Here is an 18,471-nt window from a genome sequence, read left to right as displayed (position 1 = left end):
GACCGTAGCAACTCCGGGGCCCTGCGTCCCGTTAGATGTCCCGCGCCTCTTCCCCCGTCCACGCACCGTCACGGTGTCGAGGCGTATCCATGGAATCGTGGAGTACCCGGCCGATGACCAGCAGGCCACCGTCCCGACGACACACCAGGAAATGGCGTGGACGGTGGACCGGCCCTCCGGACGAACGGGTGCGACTTCGGGCCAGGTGCCACGAGAAGACACCGGGTCCCCCTTCCGGGCGGGCTGCAGGCCGTTCGACATCCGCACTCGAAGCCGCATCCCGCATGGCGGCGGCAAGAAGTTTCTCGTAGCGTAGGCGCGCCTCCTCGCCAAACCGTTCGTGCGACCACGCCAGAATCTCGACGATGTCAGCCTGTGCGGCGAAGCCCAGGCGATATGCTGCCATCAGCCGGCGGGGCGGGCCCCGGCAGCCCGGAATCCCAGCTGGCCCATGAAGTCATCGAGGTCCTGCTCATCAATGTCGTCATAGCGTCCGGAATCGATATCCGACCAGCCCTGCTCGGTGGCTTGCCGAAGGGCGGCAATCTTTGCAGCGTCCTCGTCCACTTGTCGCTCCAACAGGCGGAGTCCTTCGCGCAATACTTCACTGGCGTTCTGATAGCGCCCCGATGCCACCAGTTCCTGAACGAATTCATGCTGGTGCTGACTCAAGACGACGTTTCTTGTGGCCACTTCCATCACCTCTATTGGCAGTTTATGCCAACGGCGGTGCAGCGGCTAGGCACAGCGGCGAGAGGTTCGCCTGCCCCACGCGGCCGTCAGCCACCCGGCCGGTGGACGCGCCCTCTTGCGGAGCGGCGTCCCCGCTGGTAGGCCTGAAGGGGATCGCCCACATGGCGGAGGCCTGAGGGGTGCGTTGCGGAAAGGTGGGTCACCATGGCCAGGCATGTCGAGGACGTCAGCGAACCGAGCGAATCCGATCTGGAGGTCAGCGGCCATCCCAAGTCCTGGGCGGCCGGTGTGCCGGGCGTGCTGCACTCCATGGAACCGGCCGTGGCGAAGATGGGCGCGGTGCGCACCGCGAAGACCGTCATGAAGATGAACCAGAAGGACGGCTTCGACTGCCCCAGCTGCGCGTGGCCGGATCCCCACCATCGCAAGGCGTTCGAGTTCTGTGAGAACGGTGCCAAGGCGGTCACGTGGGAGGCCACCCCCATCACCGTCGACTCCTCCTTCTGGGCCGAGCACTCGGTGTCCGATCTGCGCGGCCGCAGCGAATACTGGCTCGGCCAACAGGGCCGGCTGACCGAACCGGTCTACAAGCCCGCCGGGGAGGACCACTACCGTCCCATCCCCTGGTCCGAGGCGATCGACCTGCTGGCCACGAAGCTGAACTCCCTGGAATCGCCCGACCAGGCGGCGTTCTACACCAGCGGGCGGACCTCCAACGAGGCGGCGTTCGCCTACCAGCTCTTCGTCCGCGGGTTCGGCACCAACAACCTGCCCGACTGCTCGAACATGTGCCACGAATCCTCCGGCTGGGCCATGGGGGAAACCATCGGCGTCGGCAAGGCAACCGTCAACTTCGAGGACTACGAACAGGCCGACCTGATCATCATCATGGGGCAGAACCCCGGCACCAACCACCCGCGGATGCTCACCGAGCTGGAGAACTGCAAGAAGAACGGCGGCCACATTGTGGCCATCAACCCGTTGCCGGAGGCCGGACTGCGCCGCTACAAGAACCCGCAGAAGGTCAGGGGCATCATCGGCCGGGGCACCGACCTTGCCGACCAGTTCCTGCAGATCCGGCTCAGTGGCGACATGGCTCTGATGCAGGCCGTTTCCAAACGGGTCCTGGAGGCGGAGGACCGCAACCCCGGCACGGTGCTGGACCATGACTTCCTGGACCGCCACTGCCAGGGACTGGACGAGCTGCGCGAACACCTGAGCCACCTGCGCGAGGAGACGGTCCTGGAGGCCACCGGGCTGACCAGCGCCGAAATCGATGAACTGGCCGCACGCTACATCGCCGCCGACCGGGTCATCATCACCTGGGCCATGGGGATCACGCAGCAGAAGAAGGGAGTTGAGGCGATCAAGGAGATCATCAACCTGCTGCTGCTGCGCGGCAACATGGGCAAACGCGGTGCCGGCGCCTCCCCGATCCGCGGCCACTCCAACGTCCAGGGCGATCGCACCATGGGGATCTGGGAACAGATGCCCGACTCGTTCCTGGACTCCCTGGAACGCGAATTCTCCTTCAGCCCGCCCCGCGCGCACGGCGTCGACTCGGTCCAGATGTTCGAGGCCATGGGCCAGGGCAAGATCAAGGTCTTCATGGCGTTGGGCGGCAACCTCGTCTCCGCGGTGTCCGACACCGGAGTCGCCTGCGCCGCGATGGAGGGCACCGAGTTGACGGTGCAGGTCTCCACCAAGCTCAACCGCTCCCACACGGTCACCGGCACCGAGGCGCTGATCCTTCCCACCATGGGCCGGACCGAGATCGACATCCAGGAATCCGGCGAACAGTTCGTCACAGTGGAGGACACCGTCTGCGCCGTGCACCCCTCATGGGGCAACGTCGAGCCGGTCTCCCACCAGCTGCTCTCCGAGACAGCCATCGTCTGCCGGATCGCCCACGCGGTCCTGGGCGACAAGATCGGCGCCGACTGGGTCGGGTTCGAGAAGGACTACGACCTGATCCGCGACCACATTTCCCGGGTGGTCCCCGGCTGCGCCAACTACAACGAACGCGTCCGCCGTGAGGGCGGCTTCATCCTGGCCCACGGACCCCGCGACACCCGGACCTTCCCGACGGCAACGGGCAAGGCCATGCTCACGGTCAACCACCTCGAGTACGTCGAACGGCCCGCCGGAACGCTGATCCTGCAGACACTGCGATCACACGACCAGTTCAACACCACCATCTACTCCCACAACGACCGCTACCGCGGCATCAAGAAGGGCCGCGACGTCGTCTTCGTCAACGCCACCGACCTGGCCGAACTGGGCCTGAAGGACGGGGACTACGCCGACGTCCACGGAGTGCACGACGACGGTGTTCCCCGGGTCATGCGCCGGTGCCGGCTGGTCGAATACCCGACGTCGCCGGGCTGCGTGGCCGCCTACTACCCCGAGGCGAACGTCCTGGTGCCCCTGAGCCTGGTGGCCGAGGGCAGCAACACCCCGGTGTCCAAGGCGGTGCTGGTGCGCCTCGAAAAGGTGGACGCCCCGGTCCCCGCCGCCGCGCGGTGAGCCCGCTGGACCTCGACGCGCTGCTGGAACTCGAGCACTCCGGCTGGCGTGCGCTCTGCGGGTCCACCGGCGGGGCGTTCTACGGGGAGCTGATGTTGCCCGATGCGCTCATGGTCCTGGTCAACGGGATGGTCCTGGACCGCGACTCCGTGGCGACCTCGCTCGACGACGCCCCACCGTGGGATGCCTACCAGCTCAGCGAACCCCGCGTGGTGGGCCTGGGAACCCACAGCGCCGCGCTGCTCTACTGTGCCCGGGCCCGGCGCGACGGCGATGCCGAGCCGTTCTCGGCGCTCATGTCGAGTTCCTACCGCCTCGTCGACGGGCGAGCGCGCCTGGCGCTCTACCAGCAGACCACGATCACGCACTGACCCGCCGGCCACGGAATCAGCGGCGCCAGCGGGCCCGGGTATCTGTCCTGCTCGTCTTGCAGGTGTAGACCTTGCCGTTGGACTTGCCAACGCCCCGTGCACCCCGCGGGGAGCAGAAAGCGCCGGGTGAGACCTTCCTCGCCGCTGTCTTCACCGTTTTGCGTGGTGCCGGCTTGCTCGTCGTCTTCTTTTTCGCCGCGACGCCAGCCGGCTTGAGCGGCGTGACCTTGGCGGCGCGCTGCGACGTGCACTTGGACAGGACCCGGGCCATGGCGGACTTCTCAGCGGCGGTCACCGACAGTGCGTATTTGCGCTTGACGCTGATCTGGGTGGCCACGTACTGGCAGCGGAAGCCCTTGTTCCCCGGCAACCACTCGGCGGCATTGCGGTCGCCCTTGGACCGGTTGGCCGAGGCCGAGGCCGCCGTCAGGTTCAACGGGTCGTTCGCCAACGCCTGCCGCTGGGCCTGCGAGAGCCGCTGTGCTCCGGAGATCCAGGCGTTCTTCAGCGCCACGACGTGGTCGATGTCGACCGATCCTGCCTTGACCTTCCAGTTGATGGCCTTCCCGGTGTAGGCATCATCCAGCCGACCGGAGGCCACCCGGCAGCGTTTGCGGTCCTTGTACTTCACGCGTGACATGTCGCGTTTGAGGGCATCCTGGCGTTCATCGCACTTGTTGCCGTTGAAGTCCTTGAATCCGTTGCCGAACCTGGCGTTGCGGTTGTACCCGGTGGCAGGCGCCTTGCCCTTCACCGGCAGGGCATTGAGCACGGTACGCGCCCGCGGTCCGGTCAGCTGGGCGCCGGGCCTGACCTTGGTCCGCCCGGTCGACGCCGGGAGCACCACTGCGGTGCGCAGCGATTCCATCGCCACCGGGGTGGGGGACGCGGCGGCAACCGCCGGTGCGGGAGCAGGCTCCGCCGTCGTGCCCTCGAATGCCGCCGGCAGGGACAGCGCCACGACCAGGGATCCGGCGAAGAGGGTCGAGAGCAGCGCCCGGCCCGTGGGTTTCATCGGGGTGCCCTAGCGCTTCGAGGCGCGGTAGCCGGCCTTGCGGGCGTCTCCTGGGGTTCTGAAGCACTCCTCGGGAACTGTCTTGTTGTAGTACTGGCCGCCCTTGACGTGGTACTTCCATTCCTTCTTGCTGCCCGTGCGGTTGCCCTTCACCGGGTAGCCTGCCGGGCAGTCCTTTCCGGAGATCCGCGTGCTCCTGGTGGAGGCCTTCTTGGCGGCCTTCTTCACGACCAGGGTCTGCACCTTACTGGTCGAACGCTGCTTGGCCCTGCCGACCTTGTACTTCACCGTGGTCGTGATCTTGTAGGTTCCGGCCTTGAGCAGGATCGAGGAGGCACTGCGGGTGAGCACCTTGCGGCCCTGGACGACCTTGAGCCGCTTGGAGGTCACCTTCGTGCCCCGCTTCACGGTCACGAGCGGACTGACCCTGACCTTGGCAGAACCCTTGACGCTCTTGTTCGGGATCTTGCGGATCGCCACGGCCGGTGTGGCCTTCTTCGTGGCCACCATGACGGCAGCGGAGGCGGGCGTCGCGTGGGCAACGGCGACGACCTGTGCGCCCGACAGTGCCAGTGATGATGCGGCAGCGAGCGCGGCGAATCCGCGCAGGACCTTCTTCAATGATTCCCCCCCAGGAAAGCGGTGGCCGGACGGCCAGGTGATGATGTGGACCAGCTACTGGAGTGGATTCTATATGAGCTTCAAGTAAATGGGGAGCGCGCTCTTGGTGGCCCGGACGCCGCTCGCCTACGGTGGGTGCAAGAGAACCCCCACCCCAGCACCGATGGAGGACCCATGACCGACCCGGGACATTACCCCCAGCAGCAGTACCCGCAACAGAACGCCCAGGGATACCCGGGAACCTACGCCTCCGGGTACGGGCAGCCCTACGCGCCACCACACCGCGGCATGAGCATCACCTCCCTGGTCCTGGGCCTGGTGTCGATCTTCTCCGGCTTCACCTTCATCGTTCCGATTGCCGGCCTGGTGTTCGGCTTCATTGGACTCCGGCGCGAACCGGCGGGCCGGGGCATGGCCATCGCCGGGGTGATCCTCAACGGAGTCATGCTCATCGGCTGGGTCCTGCTGATCGTCCTGGCCATCGTGATCTTCGGTTCGCTGGCAGCTGCCATGCAGCAGGATGGCTTCTACGCATGAGTCCCGGGCCCCGCAGGTCAGCACCGCTGCTGGTGTGGGGCCTGCTGGCCGCCGTGCTGATCGGCCCCCTGGCCATCCTGGCCGCAGTGGCTCTCGCCGTCTCGAGCATGACCGCCAGCTACTACGGGCTGCTGGACGGCCCGGGGCCCGGCGCCCTGGTGCTGCTGGCGCTCGGCGGCCTGCTGACCCTGGCCGGATGGATCGCCGTCATCATCGGGATCCACCGGCTCGCCTCCACCGTTGATGCGCTCGGAAGGCAGCCGGAGTACGGGATACTGGAGGCAGCACCCGCTTCGGCACCACCGCCACGAAAGGCAGCAGAATGAGCACGCTGAAGGAACAACTCCGCACCGACATGACAGCGCACATGAAGTCGGGCAACAAGCTCGCCCTCATGACGCTGCGCAACATCCTCGGTGAGATCAATACCCGGGAAAAGGGCGGAAAGACTCCGGTGGAGCTCGACGATGCGCAGGTGACCGCCCTGCTCCAGAAGGAAGCGGCCCGCCGCCGCGAGACCGCCCAGACCTATGCCGATGCCGACCAGTCCGAGCGGGCCGACCAAGAGAACGCGGAGGCCGAGTTCATCGAGTCGTACCTGCCAGCACCGTTGACCGAGGACGACGTCGTGGCCATCGTCGAAAAGGCCATCGCCGAACACACGGTGGACGGGGTGAAGCCGGGCATGCGCCAGATGGGGCAGGTCATGAAGTCGGTCACCGCGGAGGTCGCCGGACGCTTCGATGGCAAGGCGACCAGCTCCCTGGTCAAGGAGCGCCTGGCCTAGGCTCCCGGACCGCCGGCCCGTCGGGCTGCCTTCATCGGGAGCCCGAAGCGCCGGTGGCTGTAGATGATCAGCCCGATGGCGAACCCGGCGGAGCCCATGATCGAGATGGCGGTCCCCCACCCGCCGATCAGCCACCAGTCATCGGGCCACTGCCACCAGCCGGGAGTCGGCGGTCGCAGGCCCCAGACGAGTCCGCAGGCGAACAGCACCGCGGCCCCCAGCGAACTGGCCACGATCCGTGACCGGGTCTTCACTCCCTCGGCGGCCAGGTGGTAGGCGCGCGCCTTCACCGGATGCATGAGCTTTTCGGCCCACCGGTAACGCGTGGAGAGCACCGCCAGGCCCGCCACGATGCACAACAGCCCGGGCCCCGGCAACACCAGTGCCAACACCCCGACAACCAGCAGGAGCCAGCCGGCGATGTTCACCGCCAGCGGCTTGAGCCACACGTGCACGAATGAAGAAACCATTGGCCGCAGCATATCGGAACCAGACCGGTTGATGCCCGGAACCGATAACCTGTGGGCAGGACATCAGCGAGGGAAGGCAGCGCACATGGCCACCACCACCCAGCAGCCAACACCACCAGACGGACTGGTCCGCGGCGACGACGGCCTGCTGCGCCCGGCCTGGGCCGCCGACGGACTGATGCGCGAGTACTACGACACCGAGTGGGGCATGCCCGTACGGGACGAACAAGGGCTCTTCGAACGACTCAGCCTCGAGGCCTTCCAGTCCGGCCTGTCCTGGGCAACCATCCTGCGCAAGCGCGGGAACTTCAGGGCCGCCTTCGCCGGGTTCCACCCCGAGACCGTCGCCGCGTTCGGCGAGGACGACGTCGAACGCCTGCTCGCCGACGCCGGGATCATCCGCAACCGCGCCAAGATCCGCGCCACCATCAACAACGCGGCAGCCACCATCGCCCTGCGGGCCGAGGGAGGACTGCCGGAGTTCATCTGGTCCTTCCAACCGGAAGCCACCCCGGCGCCGACGACCATCGCCGAGGTCCCCACCACGTCGCCGGAATCCATCGCCCTGTCCAAGGCGCTGCGCAAGAAGGGGTTCTCCTTCGTCGGCCCCACCACCATGTTCGCGCTCATGGAGGCCGTCGGGATCGTGGACACCCACCTGGTCGACAGCCACCGGCGCGGCACCTCGGGCGTCTGGACATGAGCCAGCGGGACCCGCACCCCGAGTTGCCGGTCGACTCCGACACCGATTCCCTCGAGATCCCCCCGCGCACCACCCGCCGCCCACCGCGTCGGGGACCGCAGGGCCGGACCGCCGGCCGGCCGCTGCACCTCAGCCTGCCCCACGTGGGCCTGGTCCTGCTCGGCGGGGTCTTCGGCACGGCGGCCCGCGAGGGCCTCAGCCTGGCAGTCCCCGGCATCGGCGGGTTCCCCAGCACCATCCTGGCCATCAACCTCCTCGGGGCGTTCCTGCTCGGGCTGCTGCTGGAATCGCTGCTGCGGGCCGGGCACGACGACGGTGCCCGGCGCGCGCTGCGCCTGATGCTGGGCACGGGGTTCCTGGGCGGCTTCACCACCTACAGCACCTTCGCCGTCGACGTCGTCGAGCTGTGGGGTGTTCCCGGCATCGGCCTGGCCGACCCCGGGGCTGCAGTGCTCCTCCTGCTGGCCACCATCCTGGCCGGTGCCCTGGCCTCCTGGGCGGGCATCGCGCTGGCGGGCTGGCTGCGGCGAGCCAGGCCGGAGGGGACGGCATGAGCCCGCTGCTGTTCGTTGCCCTCTCGATCGCCGGCGGGTGCGGAGCCGCCCTGCGCTTCGTCGTCGACGGCCTGGTCAAGGCCCGCACCCGTGCCGCGTTCCCGGTGGGGACCTGGTTCATCAACGTCTCGGGATCGCTGGTGTTGGGCCTGCTGGCGGGGCTGACCCTGGCCTTCGTGACACCCCATCCGGTCTACGTCGTGGCGGGAACCGGGTTCCTCGGCGGCTACACGACGTTCAGCACGGCCAGCTTCGAGTCGGTTCGCCTGCTGCAGGAACGCCGCTATCTGGCAGCGCTGGCCAACGGCCCGGGCATGGCCGTGCTGTGTGTTGCGGCCGCGGCACTGGGCTATGGGGGCGGCTTGCTCGCCGGGTGACGACGGGTAGCATCGGGCGTATCGGCGTGGTGCACCACCCGCCCCGAACCGAGGAGGCAAAATGTCGGCCGGATTCTCCACCGGAGATCACGTGTCGTGGGATTCCGAGGCGGGCCGCGTCTCGGGGACCATCGTCAGGAAGCACACCCAGGACGTCGAGTACAAGGGCCACATGCGCCGGTGCAGCCCGGACGATCCGCAGTACGAGATCCGCAGCGACAAGACCGACCACGTGGCCATGCACAAGGGCTCGGCGCTGACCAGGACCAAGAAGAAGTAGCCCCGGTCAGCGCCGTCGTGCTCAGCTGTTGACGGCGATGGCGTCCTTCAACGCGGCGAGGATCAGTGCCACGGAGTCCTGGTTCGCGTTGGGGCCCATGAGCCCGATGCGCCAGACGGTGGAGGCGTACTGGCCGACGCCGCCACCGATCTCGATGGTGTAGCGCTCCAGCAGGTACTTGCGCACCGCGGCGGAATCGACGCCGTCGGGGACCTTGACCGTGGTCAGCTGCGGCAGCCGGTGTCCTTCGGCGGCGAACAGCTCCAGGCCCATCTCCTGCAGCCCCTCCTGCAGTGCCGTTCCCGCGGCGCGGTGGCGTTCGGTGACGGCGTCGAGCCCTTCGGCGAGGATCCTGTCGATGCCCGCCTCGAGGGAGGCGACCATGCCCACGGGAGCCGTGTGGTGGTAGGTGCGCTGCCCGCCGGAGCCGCCGGTGGTGTAGCCGCCCAGGAGTCCGAGGTCCAGGTACCAGGACTGCGGCTTCTGCACGCGCTGCTCGAACGCGCGATCCGAGATGGTGAAGGGCGCCAGGCCGGGGGCAACACCGATGCACTTCTGGGTGCCCGCGTAGCCGATGTCGATCCCCCACTCGTCGGCCAGCACCGGCATGCCGCCGATGGAGGTGACGGCGTCGGCGATCAACAGGGCATCATCCTTGATGGCACCCAAGGCAGCCATGTCGGAAAGGACCCCGGTGCTGGTCTCCGCGTGGACCGCGGCGATCACCTTCGGGTTCGGGTGTGCAGCGGCGACGCGTTCGGCGTCCACCGGGGTCCCATACTCGTGGTCCACGCGCACGACCTCGGCGCCAACGCGTGAGGCCACCTCGCACATGCGCTCGCCGAAGAGTCCGTTCACGGCGATGATGGCAACATCGCCGGGGGTGATGGTGTTGACGAAGGCGGCCTCCATGCCGGCCGATCCGGTGGCGCTCAACGGCAGGGTGCGGGCGTTCGCGGTCCCCCACAGGGTGCGCAGCCCGTCGCAGGTGCGGTCCATGCGGGCGATGAATTCGGGGTCCAGGTGGCCCAGCAGGGGCAGTCCCAACGCCGCGGTCGCCTCCGGGTACGGGTTGCAGGGGCCGGGGCCGAAGAGATGGCGGGTGGGGACGAGCTGCTGCATGGATACTCCCTGGGTTCGTTGGCGCGGGCACTGCCGCAGGAGGATGGGCTTCCGCACCCACCATAAGCACGAAGTGGGGCAGGGCGGAATCGGCGATTCACGACCTGGGCGCCCCCCGGTCATTGCCACGTCCGGCCCGCGATGCTGGGATGGTGGCATGAGCGAAGCCGTGAAGGGCCCGAAGTCGTACTTCCCCTCGATCGAGGCGAAGTACGGTCAACCTATTCAGCACTGGATGACGGTGCTGGATGAAGTGCAGGACAAGAAGCACCTGGAACAGGTCGCATGGCTGAAGACCGAGCACGGTTTCGGGCATGGGCATGCCAACGCCCTGGTCCACGTCTACCGCAGCGACCGGAAGTTGTAGCCGCCCCGGGAGCCCGACCGCGTTCCTTTACGGGCCGACGCCCCGCGGCTACGCTCGCGACATGACGGTAATGATCAGGACCATCCAGACGGCCGTTCCCCCGACGATCCTGCACCAGGACCAGGCACGTGATGTCTTCGCCGCCCAACCGGGCCTGACCCGCCTGGGCCAGCGGCTGATCGCCACCTCCTTCGATTCGGCCGCCATCTCCACCCGGCACACCGCGGTGCCGGAGATGACCCTGGACGAGCGGGTGGAGCACCCGGTGTTCTTCGACGCGGAGACCCGGCTGCTGCTCAGCCCGAGTACGAAGGTCCGCAACGAGGTCTTCGCCCGCGAGGCTGCCCCGTTGTTCATCGAATCCGCCCGGCGGGCCCTGCAGGCGTGCCCGGACCTCACGGCCGCCGATGTCACCCACGTCATTACAGTGTCCTGCACCGGTTTCTACAACCCGGGGCCGGACTACCAGATCGTCCGCGCCCTGGGTCTTAGCCCCTCGACCAAACGATCGCACTTCGGCTTCATGGGCTGCTATGCCGCCTTCCCGGCACTGCGCGCTGCCAAGAGCTTCTGCGAAGCCGAGCCAGACGCCGTCGTCCTGGTGGTGTGTGCGGAACTGTGCTCCCTACATGTGCGCAGTTCCAACGACCCCGACACGATCATGGGCTCCGCCCTGTTCGCCGACGGGGCCGCCGCGGCCATGGTCACCGCACGCCCGGGCGGAGACCAGGCGGGGCCGGGCCTGCAACTGGATTTCTTCGAGACGGTGCTGACCCCGGTGGGCGAGGATGCCATGGCCTGGAACATCGGCGACGAGGGATTCGAGATGGTGCTGGGCAGCTATGTCCCGCACATCATCGACGACCACATCGTCGGCGCCCTGGACCCCCTGTTGGCCCACGACCCCACGGTCCCGGACGACTATACGGACATCGAACACTGGGGGATCCATCCCGGCGGCCGGGCGATCCTGGACCGGGTGCAAAAGCGCCTGGGCCTCATCGACGAACAGCTGGCCCCGGCCCGCAGGGTCCTCCACGACTACGGCAACATGTCCAGTGCGACGGTGTTGTTCGTGCTCCGGGACATCCTCGCAGGCTGTGCCGCCCGGGCCGATGCCGCCGGCGAGCGCGTGTGCTCGATGGCGTTCGGCCCCGGCCTGACAGTTGAAACCTCCCTCATGACGCTGGTTCCCGGGGTCGCCGGCCGCTCCCCCCGGGCGGAGTCGGCGGTCGCGGCACCGACCCGCTAGGGATGCCGATGCTGCGTGCGGTGACCGCCGTGGAGGAGATGGACCGTCCCGACTGCGACCCGGTCCTCCTTCGGAGGACCTATGCCCAGTTCCCGCTGGTGAACACCCTTGTCTCCGGCTGGGGTGGGCTCTACCGCCAGCTGATCCGCCCCCGCCTTCCGACGCAGGGACCGGCCGGCATCCTGGACATTGGATGCGGCGGCGGGGACATCACCCTGGCCCTGGCCCGGTGGGCCCGGCGCGACGGTTTCGACATCCACGTCACCGGCATCGACCCCGACGACAGGGCGCAGCGCTTTGCTGCGGGGGCCCGCCTCCGCCACGGGGCACCCGACGTCGAATTCCGCCGGGCCACCAGTTCGGACCTGGTCGCTGCCGGTGAGCGCTTCGACGTCGTGGTGTCCAACCACGTGCTGCACCACCTCGGCGAGGCGGAACTCGATGGCCTGCTCGCCGATTCCGCGGCCTTGGCCCGCTCCCTCGCGGTGCACGCCGACATCCGGCGTTCGCGTGCAGCATTGCTGCTCTTCGGTGCCGCGACGCTGCCGCTGGCGGGCACCTCCTTCATCCGACGCGACGGGCTGACGTCGATCCGACGCAGCTACCTGCCGGAAGAACTCCGTGCCGTGGTGCCACCGGCGTGGCAGGTCATCGAACGCCGCCCGTTCAGGAACCTGCTGCTCCATCGCGTCGAGCCGTTGGCATGATCGACGTCCTCATCGCCGGCGGCGGCCCGTGCGGCCTGGCGCTGGCCTCGCTGCTGCTCGACGCCGGGTTCACGGTCCGGGTGCTGGAGGCCCGGCACTGCCCCGGCACGCATTCGCGGGCCATCGGCCTGCACCCTCCGGCCCTGGAGGTCCTCGATGCCGTCGGCGTCGGGGATGCCGCCGTCACGGCGGGGGTCCGCATCCGTGGCGGTGTGGGCCTGGCCGGCGGGAGGGAGATCGCCTCCCTGGATTTCGGGATCCTGCCCGGACCGCACCGCTACATCCTCTCCCTTCCCCAAGCGCAAACGGTCCGGCTCCTGGAGGACCGGGTGAAGGCGCTGGACGCCGGCGCCCTGCTGCGCGGTGCCCGGCTGGAGACCTACCGGCAGGACGAGGACGGGGTGCGGGTCGCCTTCACCACCGCCGACGCTTCAGCCGGCCCCGGCACCGGGGGCACCCGGCACACGCTGGGTGCGCGGTTCCTCATCGGCGCCGACGGGGTGGACTCGACAGTGCGCACACTGGCCGGCGAAGCCTTTGCCGGCGGCCGCTACCGCGACCGGTACGTCATGGGCGACTACCCCGACGGCACGGGGTTTGGGGCCACCGCTGCCTTGGTCCTGCACCGGGAAGGCATCGTCGAGTCCTTCCCGCTGCCCGATGGCCTGCGGCGTTGGGTGGCGTGGCGGCTGCCACGGGAGCCGGTGGACCTGCCCGGACTGGTGCTGCGGCGTACCGGGCATGTACTCGCCCGCGAGGCGGCCGAGGGACCGGGCAACTTCCGCTGCTCCCGACGCAGCGTGCGTTCCATGGCCAGCGGCCGCGTGTTCCTCATCGGCGATGCGGCGCACGAGGTCAGTCCCATCGGCGGCCAGGGCATGGCGCTGGGGTTGATGGATGCCGCCGCCCTGGCACCGCTGCTGGCTCGTACCCTCCGGGGCGACGCCGGCGACATGTCCCGGGCTGCTTTCGCCGCCTTCTCCACGACACGGTTGCGCGCGGCGGCCCGGGCCGGACGCCAGGCCCACCTGAACATGATGCTCGGCCGTCCGTTGCCACCGGCGGTGGACCGGCTGCGCGGTCGGGGCCTTTCGGCACTGTCCGGGCGCCGCGCCCTGCTGGATATCGTGGCGCACCGGTTCACGATGAGCCGCGGCTTCAGCTGAGGCGGCAGCCGCTCACCCCTCGGCCGCCTCGTCGTCGGGCGGGTAGAGGATCCCGGTGCCCTGGACGCGGGCGAAGGACGTGAGCGTATGTGGCTTCGCCTGCTTGACGCTGAAGATGTCAAGCACCTCGAAGCCCCGCACCAGCAGGGCATCGCCGACCATGGAGCGATGGCATCTCCACGGGACCGCTTCGGCGCACATGATCGCGACGGTCTCCGCCTCGGCGTACTGCGTGAGCTCGTCCATGCCCTGGGCAAAGGAGTCGGTCTGCATGTAGTCCGCGTAGCCGCGGAAGGACGTGTTCCGCCACCCCGTGTTGGGCGAGTCCTTGGTGGTGTGCCGGAGGCCGCCCAGGGCCTCGATGCGCGTGTAGCCGAGTCCATGTCCCGCCAGGTTCCCCGGCAGCTGGTCGATGCCGAATTGCGGGTTGTGCCGTGATTTGGGCACGGTGCGGATGTCGATGATCCGCTGGACGCCATGGGCGGTGAGCAACTGGGCAAACTCATCCAGCGGATGCGTCGAGTGCCCCACCGTATAGACGGTCGTGGGCGGGGTGGGGCTTGGGCTGTCATCCATGCCTCCAGCATGCCAACCAACCAGCGGTGGCGAAAGCCGGACCCGGCAAGACTCGAATTTCAAACTCTTGACGCTCGTCACATTTTAGATATCCTTGGTGCATGAGCTGCCCTTACTCCCAAGATCCCTCCGGTACGCCCGGAACCGGTCCCGGCAGCGCCCACCACACCACCGAGCACGATCCCGAGCCGGCGCCCGGCGCCACGGCAGGCGTCCGCGACATCGAGGAAACGGTCCGCACCGACTTCCGCAACGAGATGTCCTACGGCGGGTACCTCGACCTGGAGCGCGTCCTGCACGCCCAGCACCCCCACAGCAACCCCGAGCACCATGACGAGATGCTCTTCATCATCCAGCACCAGACCAGCGAGCTCTGGCTGAAGCTGGTCCTGCACGAACTCACCGAGGCACGGCGCCTGATGGACGCCGACGACCTGGGCAAGGCACTGAAATGCCTGGCACGGGTGAAACACATCCAGAAGATCCTCACCGACCAGTGGTCCGTGCTGGCGACCCTGACACCTCGTGAATACGCCCAGTTCCGTGGGTCCCTCGGTTCCGCTTCCGGCTTCCAGTCCTGGCAGTACCGTGCCGTGGAATTCATCCTGGGCAACAAGCACCGCGGCATGCTCAAGGTCTTCGAATCCCACCCGGAGGCACATTCCATGCTGGCCCGGCTCCTCGAGGAACCGACCGTCTACGATGCGTTCCTGGCGGCACTGGCCCGCGCCGGATACGACATCCCCGCATCGATCCTGCACCGTGATTTCTCCAGCCCCTGGGTCCTGCAGGAGGAACTCATCCCGGTGTTCAAGAAGATCTACGAATCCGAGGACACCGTGTGGTCCTTCTACCAGGCCTGCGAGGACCTGGTGGACCTGGAGGACAACTTCCAGTCCTGGCGGTTCCGCCACCTGCGCACCGTCCAGCGCACCATCGGCTTCAAACGCGGAACCGGCGGCTCCTCGGGCGTCGACTTCCTCAAGCGGGCCCTGGACCTGACCTTCTTCCCCGAGCTCTACGCCGTCCGCACCGAAATCGGCAACTAGCCCGAAAGGCGCCCTTTCATGACTACTGTGCCCCCCACCAGCACCGAGCTGGATGCCGCCGACCCGTTGGCCGCCTACCGCGACCGCTTCCTGGTCCCCGAGCACGATCCGGCCCACCCGCTCGTCGCCTACCTGGACGGCAACTCGCTGGGACGCCCGCTGACCGCCACGGCCGAACGCCTGGCCACCTTCGTGCGCACCGATTGGGGAGCCGGGCTGATCCGCAGTTGGGGTGAGCAGTGGATGGATGAGCCGACGGTGCTCGGGGACCGCCTCGGCCAGGTGGTCCTGGGGGCCGCGCCCGGCCAGACGCTCGTCGGGGATTCGACGTCGGTGCTGCTCTACAAGGCACTGCGCGCCGCACTGGACCACCAACAGGCAGTCGATCCGTCGCGCAACGAGATCGTCATCGACGCCGGCAACTTCCCCACCGACCGGTTCATCGTCGAGGGCATTGCCGCCGAACGCGGCGCCACGCTGCGCTGGATCACCCCCGAGACGCAGGCCGGAGTGGGCACCGCGGACCTGGAGCCGGTCCTGACGGCAAACACCGCCGTCGTGCTCTTGAGCCACGTCGCCTACCGCTCCGGCTACCTGGCCGATGCGCAGGCCATCACCGCCCAGGTGAAGGCCGCCGGGGCCCTGATGGTCTGGGATCTGTGCCATTCCGTCGGTTCGGTTCCGTTGCAGCTGGACGACTGGGGCGTGGATCTGGCCGTGGGGTGCACCTACAAGTACCTCAACGGTGGCCCCGGCTCCCCCGCCCTGGCCTACGTGCGCTCCGAGCTGCAGTCCAGCCTGCGCCAGCCGATCTGGGGGTGGATGGGGGCGTCCGACCCCTTCGGCATGAGCGCACAGTACGAGCCGGCGGCCAACATCCGCCGATTCATCACCGGCACCCCGCCCATCCTGGCGATGCAACCGCTCAAGGACATGGTCGAACTGATCGCCGAGGCCGGCATGGACGCCGTGCGGGCCAAGTCGATCGCCCTGACCGAGCACGCGATCCGGCTGGTCGACGAGCGCCTGGTCCCGCTCGGCGCCCGGCTCGCCAGCCCCCGCGATCCGGCCAGGCGTGGCTCGCATGTCACCGTGGACCACGACAGGTTCGCCGAGGTGACGCAGCGGCTGTGGGACCTGGGGGTCATCCCCGACTTCCGTCCGCCGAACGGGCTGCGCATCGGCCTGTCGCCGCTGAGCACCAGCTTCGCCGAACTCGAGGCGGGCATCGACGCCATCGCCACCACTCTGGCCGAGATGGAGTGAGTGCCGTCCTCGACGACATGGACTCCCGCCCCGGGAGCACCACGTCGCTGCTGCGCACCATCATCGGGCTGTACCTGCGCCAGGCGGGCGGTTGGATGTCATCGGCCGAGCTGGTCACCCTCATGGAAGCTGTGGGCGTGACGGCGCCCCTGACGCGCACCGCGCTGACGCGGATGCGCAAGAAGGGCGTGCTGGATGCCCGGACGCGCGAGGGCTCCTCGGGGTATGCCGTGGGGGAACGGGCCCGGCACATGCTCGAACGCGGTGACCGCAGGATCCACCAGCCCCGTTCCATGGGGGCGGGCGATGCGTGGTGCCTGGTCACCTTCACCATCCCCGAGTCCGAACGCGGGCTCCGGCACCAGCTGCGCCGTCGGCTGCACTGGATCGGCTGCGGGACGGTGGGGCCAGGCCTGTGGATCTGCCCCGACTATCTGCGCACGGAAGCCGAGGAGATCCTCGAGGACCTGGGGCTACGTGGTGCCGCGGTGCTGTTCGTCACGGACACCCCGTTGGTGCAGGGCGCGCTGCGCGACGCGGTTGCCGGCTGGTGGGACCTGGACGAGCTGGCGGGGCTGCATCGCGGGTTCCTCGCCGGCCAGGAGGCCGTCTCCGGGGAACCGCCGGCCGACGGGGCCGCCGCCTTTGCCACCTATGTCAGGTGCATCGACAGCTGGCGCATCATCCCCTACGTGGATCCCGGCCTGCCGCGGCACTGCCTGCCTGCCGACTGGCCCGGGGTGGCCAGCAGTTCCCGTTTCCTGGCCCTGCGCGACGCCTACCGTCCGGCGGCGCTGGCCTTTGTCGAGTCGGTCACCGGGGGCGCCGGGGGGCGGTGAACCTGCCCGGCAACGCAAACAACGGCGGTCCACCTTTGGGGGGAAAGGTGAACCGCCGCTGCTTTCATGCGGGAGCGGGGCTCCCGCAGCTTGTGGTTCCGGAGCTGGGCTCCGGGGCCGGCCAGCTTACTTGGTCGGCAGGTCGAGGGTCTGGCCCACGAAGATCAGGTTCGCGTCCTGCACCGTGTCGGTGTTCAGCGAGTAGAGCGCCTTCCAGCTGTCCAGGCCCTGGGACTGGGCGATCTTGGCCAGCGTGTCGCCGGACTTGACCGTGTAGTCCTTGCCCGAGTCGGTGGCCTTGACGGTGGCAACGTGCTTGCCCGTCGACTTGACCGACTGCTGCGGGGCGGCCTTCTGGACCGGGGCCTCGGAGCGGTGCTTCGGGGCTGCCTTGTAGGTCTTCTGCGGAGCCTCGTAGGACTTCTTGGCGACCTTCTGCGGTGCCTGCTTCTCCACCGGCTTCACCGAGGAGGAGGTCGAGGCGATCGATCCGCTCTTGCCGGAGAGTCCCAGCTTGGCGGAGCAGGCCGGCCAGGCGCCCCAGCCCTGGGTAGCCAGGACCTTTTCGGCGACGGCGATCTGCTGCGACTTGCTGGCGTTGGCCGCGCTGCCCGAGCCGCCGAAGGCGTTCCAGGTCTGCTGGCTGAACTGCAGGCCGCCGTAGTAGCCGTTGCCCGTGTTGATGGACCAGTTACCGCTGGACTCGCAGTTGGCGAGTGCGTCCCAGGTCCCGGTCGAGGCTGCGGAGGCGGGAGCTGCTCCGATGCCTGCTGCCACGCCGGCCAGGGCCAGTGCGGCTACGCCGCTGCTCGCGCCGATGCGGGAAAACTTCGAAAACTTCTTGTTCTGCTGCTGGATCACATTTCTCCAGGGGCCACCTGTTCGCTCTGACCGTCCCCGGCCTTCACTGCGCGATCGTCCGGCGTCGATGTCGACTCCAAGTTTTGTGGGCAGCCGGGTGGACGATCCAAGAGGTACCCGGGTGCAATGTCGTTTTGCACTACCCCGAACGGCGAGGCGTTATCAAAACGTGACTTGATAACGGTAACCGCACAACGGGGGTCCACGTCAACTCACGGCGTGGCATCCGCGGGGTTTCCACAAAAAGTTGACAAGACAAAAGCCCGGAATTCCGGGGCAGGATCGCCGTTATTCGGCTTTCCTGTGAGTCTCACCGCCCACCCCTCACAGGT

At 68.2% G+C, this 18,471-nt stretch carries 24 protein-coding genes; 16 read left to right on the top strand and 8 right to left on the bottom strand.

Going from position 1 to position 18,471, the window contains the following annotated elements; all coding sequences use genetic code 11:
* Window positions 1-31 precede the first annotated feature (31 nt).
* The gene (locus ACN0TP_RS00930) at window positions 32-406 is read right to left on the bottom strand and encodes a type II toxin-antitoxin system RelE/ParE family toxin (protein ID WP_417215502.1); all 375 of its coding nucleotides are present in this window, start codon (window positions 404-406) and stop codon (window positions 32-34) included.
* Entirely contained in the window at window positions 406-699 is a 294-nt protein-coding gene (locus ACN0TP_RS00925; RefSeq protein WP_417216474.1) for a type II toxin-antitoxin system ParD family antitoxin, read from the bottom strand. The genes ACN0TP_RS00930 and ACN0TP_RS00925 overlap by 1 nt, the downstream gene beginning before the upstream one ends.
* A gap of 198 nt (window positions 700-897) precedes the next feature.
* Here ACN0TP_RS00925 and ACN0TP_RS00920 point away from each other — a divergent pair, with 198 nt between their 5' ends.
* A complete protein-coding gene (locus ACN0TP_RS00920; protein ID WP_417215500.1) occupies window positions 898-3,219 on the top strand; it encodes an FdhF/YdeP family oxidoreductase in 2,322 nt (773 codons plus the stop codon).
* A complete protein-coding gene (locus ACN0TP_RS00915; protein ID WP_417215498.1) occupies window positions 3,216-3,590 on the top strand; it encodes a nuclear transport factor 2 family protein in 375 nt (124 codons plus the stop codon). Before ACN0TP_RS00920 ends, ACN0TP_RS00915 begins: the two co-directional genes overlap by 4 nt.
* A gap of 16 nt (window positions 3,591-3,606) precedes the next feature.
* Here ACN0TP_RS00915 and ACN0TP_RS00910 read toward each other — a convergent pair whose 3' ends face one another.
* On the bottom strand, window positions 3,607-4,605 hold the full coding sequence (locus ACN0TP_RS00910) for an HNH endonuclease family protein (RefSeq protein WP_417215496.1): 999 nt from the start codon (window positions 4,603-4,605) through the stop codon (window positions 3,607-3,609).
* A 9-nt stretch (window positions 4,606-4,614) separates the two neighbouring features.
* Window positions 4,615-5,226 (bottom strand): hypothetical protein, encoded by a 612-nt coding sequence (locus tag ACN0TP_RS00905; protein WP_417215495.1) that lies wholly within the window; start codon window positions 5,224-5,226, stop codon window positions 4,615-4,617.
* Window positions 5,227-5,400: 174 nt separating this feature from the next.
* On the opposite strand from ACN0TP_RS00905, the gene ACN0TP_RS00900 reads away from it, so the two are divergent.
* From ACN0TP_RS00900 to ACN0TP_RS00890, 3 genes are read left to right on the top strand one after another with little or no spacing between them, the layout of a single operon-like run.
* Entirely contained in the window at window positions 5,401-5,763 is a 363-nt protein-coding gene (locus ACN0TP_RS00900; protein ID WP_417215493.1) for a DUF4190 domain-containing protein, read from the top strand.
* Window positions 5,760-6,089, top strand: a complete 330-nt coding sequence (locus ACN0TP_RS00895; RefSeq protein ID WP_417215492.1) for a hypothetical protein — start codon at window positions 5,760-5,762, stop codon at window positions 6,087-6,089. The genes ACN0TP_RS00900 and ACN0TP_RS00895 overlap by 4 nt, the downstream gene beginning before the upstream one ends.
* Window positions 6,086-6,550: a GatB/YqeY domain-containing protein gene (locus ACN0TP_RS00890; protein ID WP_417215490.1), complete on the top strand. Its 465-nt coding sequence runs from the start codon at window positions 6,086-6,088 to the stop codon at window positions 6,548-6,550. Before ACN0TP_RS00895 ends, ACN0TP_RS00890 begins: the two co-directional genes overlap by 4 nt.
* On the opposite strand, the gene ACN0TP_RS00885 is transcribed toward ACN0TP_RS00890, so the two are convergent.
* Window positions 6,547-7,020 carry a PGPGW domain-containing protein gene (locus ACN0TP_RS00885; RefSeq protein WP_417215488.1) on the bottom strand — a complete coding sequence of 158 codons (474 nt, stop codon included), beginning with the start codon at window positions 7,018-7,020 and terminating at the stop codon, window positions 6,547-6,549. The genes ACN0TP_RS00890 and ACN0TP_RS00885 overlap by 4 nt on opposite strands.
* An 85-nt stretch (window positions 7,021-7,105) precedes the next feature.
* Between ACN0TP_RS00885 and ACN0TP_RS00880 the strand changes: the two genes are divergently transcribed.
* From ACN0TP_RS00880 to ACN0TP_RS00865, 4 genes are all read left to right on the top strand, one after another.
* Complete coding sequence (locus ACN0TP_RS00880; RefSeq protein ID WP_417215487.1) at window positions 7,106-7,723, top strand: DNA-3-methyladenine glycosylase I; 618 nt, start codon at window positions 7,106-7,108, stop codon at window positions 7,721-7,723.
* The gene (locus ACN0TP_RS00875; protein ID WP_417215486.1) at window positions 7,720-8,277 is read left to right on the top strand and encodes a fluoride efflux transporter FluC; all 558 of its coding nucleotides are present in this window, start codon (window positions 7,720-7,722) and stop codon (window positions 8,275-8,277) included. The genes ACN0TP_RS00880 and ACN0TP_RS00875 overlap by 4 nt, the downstream gene beginning before the upstream one ends.
* The gene (gene crcB, locus ACN0TP_RS00870; protein WP_417215484.1) at window positions 8,274-8,654 is read left to right on the top strand and encodes a fluoride efflux transporter CrcB; all 381 of its coding nucleotides are present in this window, start codon (window positions 8,274-8,276) and stop codon (window positions 8,652-8,654) included. The genes ACN0TP_RS00875 and crcB overlap by 4 nt, the downstream gene beginning before the upstream one ends.
* A 61-nt stretch (window positions 8,655-8,715) precedes the next feature.
* Entirely contained in the window at window positions 8,716-8,934 is a 219-nt protein-coding gene (locus ACN0TP_RS00865; RefSeq protein WP_417215482.1) for a DUF2945 domain-containing protein, read from the top strand.
* Window positions 8,935-8,955: 21 nt separating this feature from the next.
* Here ACN0TP_RS00865 and ACN0TP_RS00860 read toward each other — a convergent pair whose 3' ends face one another.
* Window positions 8,956-10,056 (bottom strand): pyridoxal-phosphate-dependent aminotransferase family protein, encoded by a 1,101-nt coding sequence (locus ACN0TP_RS00860; protein WP_417215480.1) that lies wholly within the window; start codon window positions 10,054-10,056, stop codon window positions 8,956-8,958.
* A 157-nt stretch (window positions 10,057-10,213) separates the two neighbouring features.
* Between ACN0TP_RS00860 and ACN0TP_RS00855 the strand changes: the two genes are divergently transcribed.
* From ACN0TP_RS00855 to ACN0TP_RS00840, 4 genes are all read left to right on the top strand, one after another.
* Window positions 10,214-10,423, top strand: coding sequence for a DUF4287 domain-containing protein (locus tag ACN0TP_RS00855; protein WP_417215479.1), 210 nt, complete (start codon window positions 10,214-10,216; stop codon window positions 10,421-10,423).
* Window positions 10,424-10,484: 61 nt separating this feature from the next.
* Window positions 10,485-11,675: a type III polyketide synthase gene (locus ACN0TP_RS00850; protein WP_417215477.1), complete on the top strand. Its 1,191-nt coding sequence runs from the start codon at window positions 10,485-10,487 to the stop codon at window positions 11,673-11,675.
* A gap of 8 nt (window positions 11,676-11,683) precedes the next feature.
* Window positions 11,684-12,382, top strand: a complete 699-nt coding sequence (locus tag ACN0TP_RS00845; RefSeq protein WP_417215475.1) for a class I SAM-dependent methyltransferase — start codon at window positions 11,684-11,686, stop codon at window positions 12,380-12,382.
* Window positions 12,379-13,548: an FAD-dependent oxidoreductase gene (locus tag ACN0TP_RS00840; protein WP_417215473.1), complete on the top strand. Its 1,170-nt coding sequence runs from the start codon at window positions 12,379-12,381 to the stop codon at window positions 13,546-13,548. The genes ACN0TP_RS00845 and ACN0TP_RS00840 overlap by 4 nt, the downstream gene beginning before the upstream one ends.
* Before the next feature lie 12 nt (window positions 13,549-13,560).
* Here ACN0TP_RS00840 and ACN0TP_RS00835 read toward each other — a convergent pair whose 3' ends face one another.
* On the bottom strand, window positions 13,561-14,124 hold the full coding sequence (locus ACN0TP_RS00835; protein WP_417215471.1) for a DUF488 family protein: 564 nt from the start codon (window positions 14,122-14,124) through the stop codon (window positions 13,561-13,563).
* A 101-nt stretch (window positions 14,125-14,225) separates the two neighbouring features.
* Between ACN0TP_RS00835 and kynA the strand changes: the two genes are divergently transcribed.
* From kynA to ACN0TP_RS00820, 3 genes are read left to right on the top strand one after another with little or no spacing between them, the layout of a single operon-like run.
* Window positions 14,226-15,173, top strand: a complete 948-nt coding sequence (gene kynA / locus ACN0TP_RS00830; RefSeq protein ID WP_417215469.1) for a tryptophan 2,3-dioxygenase — start codon at window positions 14,226-14,228, stop codon at window positions 15,171-15,173.
* Window positions 15,174-15,191: 18 nt separating this feature from the next.
* Window positions 15,192-16,439 (top strand): kynureninase, encoded by a 1,248-nt coding sequence (locus ACN0TP_RS00825; protein ID WP_417215467.1) that lies wholly within the window; start codon window positions 15,192-15,194, stop codon window positions 16,437-16,439.
* Window positions 16,436-17,278 carry a PaaX family transcriptional regulator C-terminal domain-containing protein gene (locus ACN0TP_RS00820; RefSeq protein WP_417215465.1) on the top strand — a complete coding sequence of 281 codons (843 nt, stop codon included), beginning with the start codon at window positions 16,436-16,438 and terminating at the stop codon, window positions 17,276-17,278. The genes ACN0TP_RS00825 and ACN0TP_RS00820 overlap by 4 nt, the downstream gene beginning before the upstream one ends.
* A 126-nt stretch (window positions 17,279-17,404) precedes the next feature.
* Here ACN0TP_RS00820 and ACN0TP_RS00815 read toward each other — a convergent pair whose 3' ends face one another.
* Window positions 17,405-18,139, bottom strand: coding sequence for a transglycosylase family protein (locus tag ACN0TP_RS00815; RefSeq protein ID WP_417215463.1), 735 nt, complete (start codon window positions 18,137-18,139; stop codon window positions 17,405-17,407).
* Window positions 18,140-18,471 lie beyond the last annotated feature (332 nt).

The sequence above is a fragment of the Arthrobacter sp. genome (assembly GCF_048266065.1).
Lineage (GTDB): Bacteria > Actinomycetota > Actinomycetes > Actinomycetales > Micrococcaceae > Arthrobacter_H.
This window is presented reverse-complemented; position numbering and strand designations above follow the sequence as displayed.

Bases quoted from the DNA above. Each gene is read 5' to 3' on its own strand.
- ACN0TP_RS00885 (WP_417215488.1), bottom strand. From the start codon at position 7,020: ATGGTTTCTTCATTCGTGCACGTGTGGCTCAAGCCGCTGGCGGTGAAC.
- ACN0TP_RS00900 (WP_417215493.1), top strand. From the start codon at position 5,401: ATGACCGACCCGGGACATTACCCCCAGCAGCAGTACCCGCAACAGAAC.
- ACN0TP_RS00910 (WP_417215496.1), bottom strand. From the start codon at position 4,605: ATGAAACCCACGGGCCGGGCGCTGCTCTCGACCCTCTTCGCCGGATCC.
- ACN0TP_RS00895 (WP_417215492.1), top strand. From the start codon at position 5,760: ATGAGTCCCGGGCCCCGCAGGTCAGCACCGCTGCTGGTGTGGGGCCTG.
- ACN0TP_RS00860 (WP_417215480.1), bottom strand. From the start codon at position 10,056: ATGCAGCAGCTCGTCCCCACCCGCCATCTCTTCGGCCCCGGCCCCTGC.
- ACN0TP_RS00890 (WP_417215490.1), top strand. From the start codon at position 6,086: ATGAGCACGCTGAAGGAACAACTCCGCACCGACATGACAGCGCACATG.
- ACN0TP_RS00835 (WP_417215471.1), bottom strand. From the start codon at position 14,124: ATGGATGACAGCCCAAGCCCCACCCCGCCCACGACCGTCTATACGGTG.
- ACN0TP_RS00840 (WP_417215473.1), top strand. From the start codon at position 12,379: ATGATCGACGTCCTCATCGCCGGCGGCGGCCCGTGCGGCCTGGCGCTG.
- ACN0TP_RS00865 (WP_417215482.1), top strand. From the start codon at position 8,716: ATGTCGGCCGGATTCTCCACCGGAGATCACGTGTCGTGGGATTCCGAG.
- ACN0TP_RS00825 (WP_417215467.1), top strand. From the start codon at position 15,192: ATGACTACTGTGCCCCCCACCAGCACCGAGCTGGATGCCGCCGACCCG.
- ACN0TP_RS00855 (WP_417215479.1), top strand. From the start codon at position 10,214: ATGAGCGAAGCCGTGAAGGGCCCGAAGTCGTACTTCCCCTCGATCGAG.
- ACN0TP_RS00845 (WP_417215475.1), top strand. From the start codon at position 11,684: ATGCTGCGTGCGGTGACCGCCGTGGAGGAGATGGACCGTCCCGACTGC.
- ACN0TP_RS00930 (WP_417215502.1), bottom strand. From the start codon at position 406: ATGGCAGCATATCGCCTGGGCTTCGCCGCACAGGCTGACATCGTCGAG.
- kynA (WP_417215469.1), top strand. From the start codon at position 14,226: ATGAGCTGCCCTTACTCCCAAGATCCCTCCGGTACGCCCGGAACCGGT.
- ACN0TP_RS00920 (WP_417215500.1), top strand. From the start codon at position 898: ATGGCCAGGCATGTCGAGGACGTCAGCGAACCGAGCGAATCCGATCTG.
- ACN0TP_RS00925 (WP_417216474.1), bottom strand. From the start codon at position 699: ATGGAAGTGGCCACAAGAAACGTCGTCTTGAGTCAGCACCAGCATGAA.
- ACN0TP_RS00850 (WP_417215477.1), top strand. From the start codon at position 10,485: ATGACGGTAATGATCAGGACCATCCAGACGGCCGTTCCCCCGACGATC.
- ACN0TP_RS00880 (WP_417215487.1), top strand. From the start codon at position 7,106: ATGGCCACCACCACCCAGCAGCCAACACCACCAGACGGACTGGTCCGC.
- crcB (WP_417215484.1), top strand. From the start codon at position 8,274: ATGAGCCCGCTGCTGTTCGTTGCCCTCTCGATCGCCGGCGGGTGCGGA.
- ACN0TP_RS00875 (WP_417215486.1), top strand. From the start codon at position 7,720: ATGAGCCAGCGGGACCCGCACCCCGAGTTGCCGGTCGACTCCGACACC.